The sequence below is a fragment of the Pseudomonas sp. NFACC02 genome (genome assembly GCF_900110765.1).
Lineage (GTDB): Bacteria > Pseudomonadota > Gammaproteobacteria > Pseudomonadales > Pseudomonadaceae > Aquipseudomonas.
On sequence record NZ_FOEO01000023.1, the window covers coordinates 41,801 to 55,227 of the forward strand.

The window sequence follows — 13,427 nt, forward strand, 5'->3', positions numbered from 1 at the left end:
GGTCAGGGTTTCGGGGGAAAGAAGGTGTCCACCAGCACCTTCGCATCATCGCCCAGTTTTTCGGCGTACGCCTCGCGATTGAAGACCACGCCCGTGCGCATATCGTGGGCCGGACCGGTCACCTGCTCCGCCGGTATCTCCCGAAGCTGCACGTTCATGAAGCGGTAGTCGCTACCGGCCACTTCCTGGATGCGCTGAATCTGAAAGTAGTGGCCCGGCATGAACAGTGACTCCACCTCGTTCGGGTTTTCGGAGAACGGGCTGATGGGTAAGGCATTGAGGTACTCACCCGCAGGCAGCTCGAACACCACCGATGTATCGTCGAACGTGATTGCGCCGGTATGACTGGATGAAGCCGCGCCGCCCTGGCTGCTGGCGAATACCCTGGCGATATAGGGGTTCTCGCTGAACGAGGTGAAATCGGTGTTCACCAGCACATCCCCCTGCTTCAACGTGCCTTTGCGAAAGACCTTGCCCGACGTGCCCCGTTCCCCGCTTCCGCCTCGGTAAAGCGGCACATCATTGTTTGGCTGAATCTCGGCAAGGTCTTCGAGCAGACGCTCGACATTCTCGATCTGGCGCGGCCCCTTGCGCTCTCCCGAGCGCAGAAAAACGTTGTACGCATCATCTTCGTCGGTGTAACGGGCAATCGCTCCGCCAAAGTACATAGGGTCGGTGGTCTTGAAGACCCGGTGCTTTTCATCCCAGGCGTCATAAACAACGTCTTCACCCTCCGAGTCGGTCACCACCTCCTCGTCGGACTCCAGCTCGTAGACGTGGGTCACCGACTTCTGACGCTCGTTGCCCAATCTCGACAGGCGACGTTCCTCGGCCAGATTGAACTGCATGTGCGTGTCCCAGAACGCAGACGATGTCGTGGCATAGGGCTTTTTCGTTTTAGCGCCAGAGCCCTCTGAGGCCTCGACACCGTCTTCCATCGGCGGCTGCCCGCCCACGAGTTTAGGCGCCTTGATCAACTCCCACTGGTCGAGCGCGTTCAGACGCACCGGCAGCGCGCCGTTGAAGGCGTAAGGATTATGGGGATCGACCACCGCCCAGGTTTTCAGATCCTCCAGGTAACGAACGCGATAAGGCAGGTCACCCAGGGTGATCCAGGTTTCGCCGTTTTCCAGCACATGCACGCCGCGGGCAAGGCCCGTATCGCTGTTTGCGGGCACCTGATCGAGGAGCTCGTTGCCTTCCAGGCCTGCCAGCGACGGGGCCTCGGTTTCAGCCGTATCACCGACCACCGGCACGGCTTCGGCGGCGCGGCCAATGTCGGCGAGCAATGGCAGGTTGAGGAACAGATACACCGTATTGACGATGGCTCCCATCACTCCCGATTTACGCAACTGCCGGGTGCGTCCATTGATGGCCTGATCAATGCTCAGGCCCACATTGATGACACTGGCCCCCACCAGGCTGAGCGCGATTGGCCATGCCAACGGCGCCACCCCGTTGGCGATACGAATGAAAGCCCCCAGGTAACCGATCCACATCTGTTTGCGCAGGCTGGCGCTGCTGGTCAGCTGCGCATTGAGGTCCTGGGTCATTTCATGGCGAGCCTTGTCACGGAGCTGCTCGAAGACGGGTTTCGGTCCAGCCGGCCGCGAATCACCGATCAAGGTCTGTTCCGCAGACCACGGCTGTGCGGCGCGCCTGGAAACACGTGCGCTGACCAACGCTTGCTGTTCGGCGTCGTGGGCAAAGTGGGAAACCAGCGCCGCGCGGGTTTGAGCCTCGCCGAGCTGCGCCTGGACCCATCGATAAAGCGCCTGCTCGTCGGCAAAACAATGAAACACCGGCTGCGCGTCGGGCTTGAAGAGCAGTTGCCGACCACGGCTGTCCTGAATGAGCAGCATGTCCCGCGAATCATGACCGGCAAGCTGGAAGACCTGCATCGTTACGCCAGCCGCAAAACCCACATTGTCCTGCAGCATTTGCCAGGTCACGTGAGGGTCGGTCGCGCCAGTGACCGCAATGAGCACGGTCTGGAAATCTTCCACGGACAGCTGTTTTTTGCTCAAGGCCAGTCCGGCCAAGGACAGCAGGTTGATCTTGGCGAAGGTGCAGAAGTCCTGTTCGTGGGCATGCCAGAACGCGTCGACCTTTTGTTTGCACGCTCCGGCGAAATCCAGCTTCCAGAAATCCTGAAGCACGGCACTGGGCAGCATTGGCACTTCGTTGTGCTCGTTGTAGAAACGCTGGTCGGCGCCTGCCGTGTAGAAGCCGCTGTAGGTGTTCAGCTCATCGGCAGACACGTTGTCGTCGGCACTGAAGCGATGCATCACCAGCTCGACCAGTGTCATGGACTCGGTCGGCGCCCCAACGTGCTCCCAACCCGTAAAGGTCGAGCCACTGTTGTTTGCCTGGGTGAAGCGATGCCAATAGACCTTCGTGGGGTTCAGCAACTTGCCGGTGTGCTTGAGCACAATCTGGCGTGCGGCCCGAAAAGCCAGTGAGTAGAGGTCCGGGTACGAGGCCATCAGCGCGGCGGCGCGCTGTTGAAGCGAACGAACATCGAATGGAGTGGCGGGAGCGTTGATCGAGTTCGACGTCCCAAGGTTTGTTGACTGCATGACTTCCTGTCCTTGCTGTTAGGGAAGTCATGCACGTAATCAGGATGAGAGAGCGGGAGGCGGTAACTATTTATTTATGCATTCTTGCCTCAGCATCAAATCGCAGAGGACGCGTGCTCAGGGAAAAACCTGTCGACCAGCGTCTTGCCAGGCGGACCCAGCAGCTCCGCATACCGGGTTCGACTGAAGGCCTCGCCAGTGCGCATGTCCAATAGCTTTCGTCCGGCAATCGGTGCCGGAACTTCCTTGATTCGAACCCTCATGAACCGGTAGAAAGCGCCTCGCACCTCATCAAGCTGCTCTATCTGAAAATAGCGGCCGGGAAGAAAGATGGATTCGGCCTCCCCCGGGTTCGAAGAAAACGGCGCGATAGGAATGGCGCCGAGGTATTGCCTGGCGGGCAGTTCGAAAACCACTGAGCTGTCGTCGAAGGTCACCGGCGCCGTGATCGAGACGGCGTTGCCGCCCGCCTGACTACTGGCAAAGGAGCGCGCCTGGTAAGGGTTTTCGCTGAATGAGGTGATGTCGGTGTTGGTGAGCACATCACCCACCTCAACACGGCCACTGCGAAAGAACTGGCCCGAGGTGCTTCGCTCACCACTGCCACCACGATAAAGCGTGACGTCATTGTTAAAGCCCAACGTGCCGACATCATCGACAAATCGCTGGATGTCCTCGATTTGCTCCTCCATCGTCGCCAGGCCGGGGTGCTCCGCGTCTTCGTAGACCGTGCCGGTGCGCAAGTACTGGTTATAGACCCCGCCATCGACGGTGTAGCGACGAATATTTTCGACGTGGAAGGTTGCATCGTGGGTCTTGAATACCCGGTGTTTGGCGCCCCACAGGTCAATGTGTACGTCCTCGCCCTCCGAGTCAGTGACCACTTCTTCGTCCGGATCCATCCGATAAATGTCCACGACCGCCTCTTGGCGGGCTATCGCCGCTTCGGCCAGACGCTTTTCCTCGTAGACGTTGATCAGCATGTAGTGATCCCAGAAGGTGGAACCGGTGACGCCGAAGGCCGTGGAGGTGGGCTGCACGGAGGAACTCAATGGAACGTCGAAGGGTGCGCCGCCCGCCAGGCCTGTCCTGGCGGCTTGCTCCCATTCACCCTGTGCATTCAGGAAAACGAGGGGCCCCGAGGAAAAAGCGAACGGGTTCTGCGGGTCCACCACCTTCCACCCCGAGAGTGATTCATCGAACGTCACCCGGTACGGCAAGCCGCGCAGCGTGATCCATGTTTCGCCATTTGCAAGCTGTTGAATGCCCCGCCATCTCCCTGGCGTCGTCTGAGGCGCAACCCCTTCGAGCGTGAGATGGTTACCGTTCAGGTTGGCCAGAGGGTCCACAATCGGTTCGTGGCTGACCGGCATGGATGCAGCCGATACTTCGTTCGCCAAGCGTCCACCCGCACGGGCGGTTCCGGCCAACAGCGGTAAGTTGAAGGCCAGATAAATGGCATTGGCGATCGCCCCCAACACCCCCGCCTTGCGCTGAGCGAGCGTCTTGCCCTTGAACGCCTGATCGATGTTCAGCCCGATATTGACGGCACTGGCGCCGATCACGGTCAACGCAACGGGCCACCCCAGCAGGGCAAGGTTGCCCGTGACCTGAACGAAGGCATCGAGGTAACCCATCCAGATTTTCTTGCGCAGTTCGGTGTTGCCGGTCAACAGCAAGCGGGCATCCTCCGCCATTTCCTCTTTGGCGATATCACGCCAATACGCGAAGGGATCGCCGGGGATCGGGTCCTGGATCTGGTTGAGCAGTCCCTGCGCGTCTTTCCACTCATGGGTGAGCAACCGGTCGATGCATTGATCGAAAGCGGCGACCCGCGCCGGCTGATCCATGGATGAACGCAGAAAATGACCGCGTGCCGAGTCGCGGGTGGCCGTGGCTGCAAAGCACCCTTTGACCCAATCGAACAACTCGCGCGCGCTGGCAAAACGATGAAACGACGCAGGTTTGCCAGGCATATAAAGCGTCTGGGCACCGTGCTCGTCCACCACCCGCAGGATATCGCGAGCCTTGAAGCCGCCGATATCCAGCCAGTGGAAGGAGCTTTTGGCCGTCGAGCGGACGTTTGCCTCCAGCAAGGCGCGGGTCGGACTGTCGACGCCCTGGCCCAAAACCCCTTCGATCAACCCCTCGAAATCCGCCCGGGATATCCGCTTGTCGCGCAATGACCGTCCCGCTGCGGCGAGGTATTCGGCTTTGGCAAGCACACAAAATGTCGAGTCATGGTCGCGCCAGAACCGTTCACGTTTGAGCTGATACCCGGCACTGAAGTCCAACGCCCAGAAATCGCTCAAAACATCTCGGGCGAGCATAGGCACTTCATTGGTTTCATTGAACACCCGGTGATCCGCGCGGGCCGTGTAGAAGCCTTCGTAAACCGAAAGCTCGTCAGTCGATACTTGATCCTGTGGAATGAAGCGGCGCATGAGCAGCTCGAGCATGGTCATCGACTCGACCGGCTTGCCCACATGCTCCCACCCGCTGAAGGTGCGCGGACTGCTGGACGCGCCGCTGAACCGGTGCCAGTAAACAGCTTCGGGGTCGAGGTGCTTGCCGGTGCGCTTGAAGAGGATGTGCTGCGCGGCACGACGCGCCATCTCATGCAGATCCGGGTAGTCGGCGACATAGCTGCGCGCCGTTTCCCGCAATACCTGTTGATCATTCCGGTGGAGCTGAAATGTTGCAGAAGTCATTGGCTTCCTGAGTCCTTGAAAGAGGGAAGCCCTTACGTGAGCACAGGCGCTGCGGCCTGCGGCCATAGATAGTTATGCCAGGCGTAAACGGGCACAGACCGATTGAGGTTAACCTCCACACGCGCCATGTATTAATTGGCAAAGCTTTGACAGCCTGCCAATTCAACAGGTTAAATCCCTTGGCACGCCGACTGCATGGTCAGTCCGCCAGTGCTTTCAATTTCTGCTTTTGTCTGGAGTACCGCCCTTGGATGCCACGACCATCAACAGCCTGTTCCTGATCGGCGCGTTGCTGGTGGGTGCAAGTATTCTCGTCAGCTCGCTGTCCTCACGCCTTGGCATCCCGATTCTGGTGATCATCCTGGCGGTCGGCATGGTCGCGGGCGTCGACGGCGGCGGCATCATCTTCGACAACTACCCCACGGCTTATCTGGTCGGCAACCTGGCGCTGGCCGTGATCCTGCTCGACGGCGGCCTGCGAACGCGGGTCGCGAGTTTCCGCGTGGCGCTCTGGCCTGCGCTGTCGCTGGCCACGGTCGGCGTGCTGATCACCACCGGGCTGACCGGCATGGTCGCGGCCTGGCTGTTCGACCTGAACATCATTCAGGGCTTGTTGATCGGCGCCATCGTGGGCTCCACGGACGCTGCAGCGGTTTTCTCGCTCCTCGGTGGCAAGGGCCTGAACGAACGGGTGACCGCCAGTCTTGAAATTGAATCCGGCAGCAACGATCCGATGGCGGTGTTCCTCACCGTCACCCTGATCGACATGCTGTCCAGCGGTCAGACCGGTCTGCACTGGAGCCTGTTGGGGCATCTGATTCAGGAATTCGGCATTGGCGGCATCATCGGCCTGGGCGGCGGCTGGTTGATGCTGCAACTGGTCAACCGGATCAATCTGGCGAACGGTTTGTATCCGATCCTGGTGATCGCGGGTGGTCTGGCGGTGTTCGCCCTGACCAACGCGATCCACGGCAGCGGTTTCCTGGCGGTGTATCTGTGCGGCCTGGTGCTGGGTAACAAGCCGATCCGCAGCCGTCACGGCATCCTCCACATGCTCGATGGCATGGCATGGCTGGCGCAGATCGGCATGTTCCTGGTGCTGGGCCTGCTGGTCACGCCGCACGACCTGCTGCCCATTGCGCTGCCTGCTCTGGGTCTGGCGCTGTGGATGATTCTGGTGGCGCGCCCTCTGTCAGTGCTGGCAGGCCTGCTGCCGTTCCGGGTATTCCACGGCCGGGAAAAGGCGTTCATTGCCTGGGTCGGCCTGCGCGGCGCGGTCCCGATCATTCTGGCGGTGTTCCCATTGATGGCGGGCCTGCCGCACGCTCAGCTGTACTTCAACCTGGCATTCTTCATCGTGCTCGTCTCCCTGCTGGTTCAGGGCACAAGCCTGCCGTGGGTCGCCAAATGGCTGAAGGTCACCGTTCCGCCTGATCCCGCTCCGATCTCCCGGGCGGCGCTGGAGGTTCACGTGACCAGCGAGTGGGAGCTGTTCGTTTACCGACTCGGCGCGGAAAAATGGTGCATCGGTGCCGCGCTTCGCGAGCTGAAAATGCCGGAAGGCACGCGCATCGCTGCACTTTTTCGGGGTCAGCAACTGCTCCATCCGTCGGGTAGTACGGTTCTGGAGACGGGTGACCTGCTCTGCGTCATTGGTCATGAACATAACCTTCCGGCGCTCGGAAAGCTGTTCAGCCAAGCCCCACAACGGGGTCAGGATTTGCGCTTCTTCGGCGACTTCGTCCTCGAGGGAGACGCTCAGCTCGGGGCTGTCGCGGCGTTGTACGGTCTGAAACTCGACGGCCTGGATCCGGACATGCCGCTCAGCCAGTTCATCATTCAGAAGAATCGCGGGGCGCCCATCGTCGGCGACCAGATCGAATGGAATGGAACTATTTGGACAGTTGCAGTGATGGACGGGAACAAGATCCTCAAAGTGGGCGTCAGATTCCCCGAAGGAAGCCGCCCGGGCCCCGGACTCTTCCTCTAAACTGCTCTCCTTTCCCGATCGCTCGACCCGGTGTCTATGTTCACGCTGCGTACTTTTTTTGCCTCGGCCCTGCTTGGGCTATGCCTGTCGTCAAACCCGGCGCTTGCCGCCGACACGCCGCCACCCTCCAGCGAAGCCGTTCAGCAGAGCCTGGACAAGATCGCCGACCGGAAACTGTCGCCTGACGATCAGAAGGCCATGCAACAGGTGCTGGAGCAGACGCTCGCCTTCCTCGCCAGTCAGAAGGACAACCAGAAGAAGCTGGAAGACCTGAAGAAGCAACTGGCCGACGCGCCCCGGCAAACCACCGAAAATCAGAAAGAGCTCACGCGCCTCAAGGGCATTCGTCAGATACCTGTGGCCCAGCGCTACGCCAGCATGAGCGTTCCGCAGCTTGAACAGATGCTCAGCGACCGCAGCGCCCAACAGGCCGACCTGCAGAAAGCCTTGAACGATGCCAACAGCCTGACGATCACCGCTCAGACCCGCCCCGAGCGTGCCCAGGCGGAAATCAGCAGCAGCCAGACACGCATCCAGACCATCAACACCATCCTCAAGACGGGCAAGGAGGCAGGCAAGGCGATCAACGCCGACCAGCGCAATCAGCTGAACGCCGAACTGGCCTCGCTCAACGCGTTGATCGCGCTGCGTCGTCAGGAACTGGCAGGCAACAGCCAGTTGCAGGACCTGGGTGGCAGCCAGCGCGACTTGCTCACCGAAAAGGTCGCCCGTCAGGACCAGGAAATTCAGGATCTGCAGACCCTGATCAACGACAAACGCCGCGCGCAATCCCAGGAAACCGTGACGCAGCTGTCGCTCGAAGCGCAGAAAGCCGGCGGAAGCAGCCTGCTAGCGACGGAAAGCGCGGCGAACCTCAAGCTCTCCGATTACCTGCTGCGCGGCACCGACCGGCTCAACGAGCTGACGCAGCAGAACCTGAAGACCAAAACCCAGCTGGACGCCATTACCCAGACCGATCAGGCGCTGGACGAGCAGATCAACGTGTTGAGCGGCAGCCTGCTGCTCTCCAAGATTCTCTACAAACAGAAGCAGTCCTTGCCCAAGCTCAAACTGGACAGCGGCCTGGCTGACGAAATCGCCGACATTCGTCTCTATCAGTTCGAGGTCAATCAGCAACGCGAGCAGATGAGCAACCCGAGCGACTATGTCGACACGCTGCTCGCCACACAGAAGCCGGAAGACATCACCCCCGCGCTGCGCAAGGCCCTGCTGGATCTGGCCACCACCCGGACTGACCTGCTGGAACGCTTGAACCGCGAATTGAGCGCGCTCCTCAACGAATCCATCACCCTGCAGCTGAACCAGAAGCAACTGGTCAGCACTGCGCTCAGCCTGCGCCAGACACTCGACGAGCAGATGTTCTGGATTCCGAGCAACAAGCCTCTGGACCTGGAATGGTTCGAGCGCGTTCAGCCGCGGCTGATGAAACAGATCACGACTCTGCCCTGGACATCCAGCCTCAGCGAACTGGCTGACGGCCTGACCCAGCGCCCGCTGATTTTCCTGCCGTTGTTGCTGGTGATCGGCGCCCTGATGTGGAAGCGCAAGGCGCTGTACGACAAGCTCAACCGTCTGCACGCCGACATTGGTCATTTCAAGCGTGACAGGCAGTGGCAGACGCCATTGGCGATCTTCATCAACATTCTGCTGGCGATGCCGCTGTCACTCGCACTGGCCTCGTGTGCACTGGCCTTGCAGATCGATGCGCGCGAACAGAACGTCAACCTGGGCGCGGCCCTGTTGCAACTCTCGCTGGCCTGGCTGGTGTTCTACACCGCCTACCGGATTCTCGCGCCGGGCGGCGTGGCGCAACTGCACTTCCGCTGGGAAAAACCACAGGTGGAATTCCTGCGTGGCTGGATTCGCCGCCTGGGTCTGGTGGTGCTGGCGCTGGTGACCGTGGTGGCCGTTGCCGAGCACGAGCCTTCCGCGCTGGCGGACGACGTCATCGGCATCGCCGTGGTCCTGACCTGTTATGCGCTGATGACGTGGTTGCTTGCCCGATTGCTGCTGACCAGCCCCACCCACCAGAACGCCTCGCTGTTCAGACGCGCCGTGGGCCTTGCCTTCACCGCTCTGCCCGTCGCGCTGTTCATCGCAGTGTGCTTCGGCTACTACTACACCGCGCTGAAACTCAGCGACCGGCTGATCGACACCCTCTACCTGCTCATGCTGTGGCTGGTCATCGAAGCCGCCTTCGTTCGCGGCCTTGGCGTCGCGGCACGGCGGCTGGCCTACCAGCGGGCAATGGCCAAACGTCAGGCCGCCAAAGAGGCGGGCGACGGCGAAACACCGGTGGAAGAGCCGACACTGGACATCGAGCAGGTCAACCAGCAGTCGCTGCGACTGATTCGTCTGGCATTGCTGGCCGGGTTCGTCGGGGCACTCTACTTCGTCTGGGCCGACCTGATCACCGTCTTCTCTTACCTGGACAACATCACCCTCTATGAGTACACGAGTGGCACCGGCGCCAACATGAGCATGGTGCCGATCAGCCTCGGCGACCTCATCGGCGCGCTGGTGATCATCGGCATCACCTTCGTGCTGGCGGGTAACCTGCCCGGTCTGCTGGAAGTGCTGGTGCTGTCCAAGCTGAACCTCAAACAGGGCAGCTCTTACGCCACAACGACGTTGCTGTCCTACATCATTGCGGGCGTCGGCTTCGTTTCCACCCTCTCGGCGCTGGGCGTCAGTTGGGACAAGCTGCAATGGCTGGTCGCCGCGCTGTCGGTCGGTCTGGGTTTCGGCATGCAGGAGATCTTCGCCAACTTCATCTCCGGCATCATGATCCTGTTCGAACGCCCGGTGCGGATCGGCGACACCATCACCATTGGCAATCTGTCGGGGACGGTCAGCAAGATCCGCATTCGTGCGACCACCATCACCGACTTCGACCGCAAGGACATCATTGTCCCGAACAAGACCTTCATCACCGGGCAACTGATCAACTGGTCGCTGACCGACACCATCACCCGCGTCACGCTGAAACTGGGCGTGGACTACGGCTCCGACCTGGACCTGGTGCGCGACCTGCTGCTCAAGGCCGCACACGAAAACCCGCGCGTGCTCAAGGAGCCTGCGCCGATCGTGTACTTTCTGAATTTTGGCGAAAGCACACTGGATCACGAACTGCGCATGCACGTGCGTGACCTCGGCGACCGCAACCCGGTGCTCGACGAGATAAACCGCTTCATCAACAAGGAATTCAAGAAGCAGCACATCAATATTTCATTCCGGCAGATGGAGGTCTACCTCAAGAACATGCAGGGACAGGAGTACAAGATGGTGCCGGTCGAGCCAGAGACGAAAACCATCCCCGCACCGGCGGCCGCGCCGACAGCCATGCCGTCCGCCCCCAAGGATGTGCCTGAACCGCCGGACGTGAAGCTCGACTGACCCGGAAAATCCCAGCAGAATGGTCGGACATTCTGCTGGAGGCATCCCTTGAAAGCCCTCGACGAGCTGACCTTCGATAACCGCTTCGCCCGCCTGGGCGACGTGTTTTCCACGTCCGTGCTGCCCGAGCCCATTGCCGAACCACGCCTGGTGGTCGCAAGCGATGCGGCCCTCGCGTTGCTGGACCTGGACCCTGCGCAGGCCGAAGAGCCGGTATTCGCCGAACTGTTCAGCGGCCACAAGCTATGGGCCGAGGCCGACCCTCGCGCCATGGTCTATTCCGGCCATCAGTTCGGGTCCTATAACCCACGCCTGGGCGACGGCCGCGGCTTGCTGCTCGGCGAGGTGTACAACGACGCAGGCGAACACTGGGACCTGCACCTGAAGGGCGCCGGTCAGACGCCTTACTCCCGCATGGGCGACGGTCGCGCGGTGTTGCGCTCCTCCATCCGCGAATTTCTCGCGTCCGAAGCGCTGCACGCGCTGGGTATCCCGACCAGTCGCGCCGGCTGCGTGATCGGCTCGACGACCCCGGTGTGGCGGGAGACGCAGGAGCGCGCGGCGATGGTATTGCGGCTTGCGCAGAGCCACGTTCGCTTCGGCAGCCTCGAGTACTTCTTCTACACCAAACAACACGATGAGTTGAAAGTGCTGGCCGACCACGTCATGTCGCTGCACTACGCCGAATGCCTGGAACAGCCGGGACCCTATCTGGCGATGTTCCGCACGATCGTCGAACGCCAGGCCGAACTGATCGCCAAATGGCAGGCTTACGGTTTCTGCCACGGTGTGATGAACACCGACAACATGTCGATTCTGGGCATCACGTTCGACTTCGGTCCGTTCGCCTTTCTCGACGACTTCGACCAGCATTTCATCTGCAACCACTCGGACCACGAAGGGCGTTACTCCTTCAGCAATCAGGTGCCGATTGGTCAGTGGAACCTTAGCGCGCTCGCTCAAGCATTGACGCCGTTCATCAGCGTCGAAGCGCTGCGTGAAGCACTGGGCATGTTCTTGCCGCTGTACCAGGCGCACTACCTGGACCTGATGCGTCGCCGCCTTGGCCTGACAACGGCCGAAGAAGAAGACGCCGACCTCATCGCCCGCCTGCTGCAACTGATGCAGAACAGCGGCGTCGACTACAGCCTGTTCTTCCGCCGCCTCGGCGACGAATCCGCCGACATCGCCGTCAGCCGCCTGCGCGACGACTTCGTCGACATGCTCGGCTTCGACGCATGGGCCCAGACGTACAAAGCCCGCATCGCCCGCGAACCGGCGACAATCCAGGAAGACCGTCGCGCCCGCATGCACGCCGTCAACCCGCTCTACATCCTGCGCAACTACCTCGCCCAACGCGCCATCGAAGCCGCCGAGCAAGGCGACTACAGCGAAGTCCGTCGATTGCATCAAGTGCTGTGCAACCCGTTCGAAGAACAGCCCGGAATGGACAGCTATGCACAGCGTCCGCCGGATTGGGGCAAGCATCTGGAGATCAGTTGTTCGTCGTAGGCAACTCCCTTCCGGCAAAACACGGATTCGACGCAGCCAGTCAGTGGGGGCGGCTTTAAGCGCCCCACCGTCTGCAAACCTTACTGCTACGGATTTTTAGCCGTCGGTTGCTCGGTCTTCGCCGCGGTTGGCGCCGACGCTTGTACCGCAGCCTGAACCACTGGTTGCGCCTTGGGTTTCGGCTGATTGTCTTTGACGAACGCCTCGGCCGTCGTCTTGGGAACAGGGGAAGTGCGCGGGCTGAATTTCTTTCTGAGTACGGGACTGTCCGGATCGACCTTGCTTTTCTGGGTGTCGACGATTCCGGCGAGGATGTCGTAGAGCGTCAGTTTGCGATCACCGCCCTGCCGGGTCACGACACCCGGGAAATCCGGCAGAACCGGATCGGATTTGATCCTTGCTTTAAGCAGGGTCTCGGTGTCCTTTGGGTAGTCCACTGCTTTTTCGATCGCAGGCAGGGATTTGAAGTAACTGAGCGCCTCATTGTAGAACTTCGTGGCCTTGCCGGTGCGGGCTTGCTCGAGGATACCGGCGGGAATGGCAGTCTTGCGCCAGGCCTGGTCCATTTTCTGCACGCCCTGGTACGCCGCGCGTCGTTCGTTCAGGGTGAACGCGCCGCTGTCGTCGTAAACAATCACGTTGAGCTGCTCGCGAGACAGCTTCTCAAACGGGCTCTTCGCATCCGAATGGCCTGCCAGCGTCAGGGTGACGAACTCACTGGCCTGTCGCGCCCGGTCCAGCAGCTCAGGGTCGCCCGTCCTGGGCACTTCCATCGCCCGGGTGAAGCTGTTGGCCTTGGGCGATTCAACCAGAAACTCATTGATACGAGCGAGGCCATACTTGCCTAACTCGGCATGTGTCATCACTGCATCACGCGCCGCCGCACGTGCCGTGCTTTCATTCAGCTGACTGGCGAGCGTTGAGAAGGTCGCTTTGTCGGCAGGCGACTGGGTGGTTTTATCCACAATGGCCGGATCACCCTGTTTTTCGGAAGAGGTCGACGCTGCTACCTTGCTCGACATGATGGCGGAAATAGCGGTTTGCAACTGAGTGATCATCGGCGTTTCCCTGGCAATGAAGGGTCAGGGGCGGATGTTCCGGACGGTGGATCGGAGGCCCCTTGAGGGGGAGGCTATCGATGGGGATCCAGGGTGGATAGCTGGGCGAACGGGGGAGTTCTTTCGTTCATCAAAATGGCATTTAGCTCACGGATCAGCC

General features: G+C 60.7%; 6 protein-coding genes. 3 read left to right on the plus strand and 3 right to left on the minus strand.

All coding sequences use genetic code 11. From position 1 onward, the window contains the following. Window positions 1–2: 2 nt before the first annotated feature. Complete coding sequence (locus tag BMY73_RS18185) at window positions 3–2,579, minus strand: dermonecrotic toxin domain-containing protein (RefSeq protein WP_092408801.1); 2,577 nt, start codon at window positions 2,577–2,579, stop codon at window positions 3–5. Between the two features lie 95 nt (window positions 2,580–2,674). Next, window positions 2,675–5,290 (minus strand): dermonecrotic toxin domain-containing protein, encoded by a 2,616-nt coding sequence (locus tag BMY73_RS18190; protein WP_092408803.1) that lies wholly within the window; start codon window positions 5,288–5,290, stop codon window positions 2,675–2,677. Window positions 5,291–5,537: 247 nt separating this feature from the next. Here BMY73_RS18190 and BMY73_RS18195 point away from each other — a divergent pair, with 247 nt between their 5' ends. Genes BMY73_RS18195 through selO form a run of 3 tightly spaced genes read left to right on the plus strand, consistent with a single transcriptional unit; the run spans window position 5,538 to window position 12,209 of the window. Beyond that, window positions 5,538–7,280 carry a potassium/proton antiporter gene (locus BMY73_RS18195; protein WP_062379184.1) on the plus strand — a complete coding sequence of 581 codons (1,743 nt, stop codon included), beginning with the start codon at window positions 5,538–5,540 and terminating at the stop codon, window positions 7,278–7,280. 36 nt (window positions 7,281–7,316) lie between these two features. Beyond that, window positions 7,317–10,697, plus strand: coding sequence for a mechanosensitive channel MscK (mscK, locus tag BMY73_RS18200; protein WP_092408805.1), 3,381 nt, complete (start codon window positions 7,317–7,319; stop codon window positions 10,695–10,697). 48 nt (window positions 10,698–10,745) lie between these two features. Then, window positions 10,746–12,209 (plus strand): protein adenylyltransferase SelO, encoded by a 1,464-nt coding sequence (selO, locus tag BMY73_RS18205; protein WP_092408807.1) that lies wholly within the window; start codon window positions 10,746–10,748, stop codon window positions 12,207–12,209. A gap of 86 nt (window positions 12,210–12,295) precedes the next feature. Here the strand turns inward: selO and BMY73_RS18210 are convergent, their stop codons facing one another. Beyond that, entirely contained in the window at window positions 12,296–13,267 is a 972-nt protein-coding gene (locus tag BMY73_RS18210) for a hypothetical protein (RefSeq protein ID WP_092408809.1), read from the minus strand. Window positions 13,268–13,427: the final 160 nt, after the last annotated feature.

What these genes read in the sequence shown, in the direction of transcription:
- BMY73_RS18185 (WP_092408801.1), bottom strand. Translation starts at nt 2,579, where the DNA reads ATGCAGTCAACAAACCTTGGGACGTCGAACTCGATCAACGCTCCCGCC.
- BMY73_RS18190 (WP_092408803.1), bottom strand. Translation starts at nt 5,290, where the DNA reads ATGACTTCTGCAACATTTCAGCTCCACCGGAATGATCAACAGGTATTG.
- BMY73_RS18210 (WP_092408809.1), bottom strand. Translation starts at nt 13,267, where the DNA reads ATGATCACTCAGTTGCAAACCGCTATTTCCGCCATCATGTCGAGCAAG.
- mscK (WP_092408805.1), top strand. Translation starts at nt 7,317, where the DNA reads ATGTTCACGCTGCGTACTTTTTTTGCCTCGGCCCTGCTTGGGCTATGC.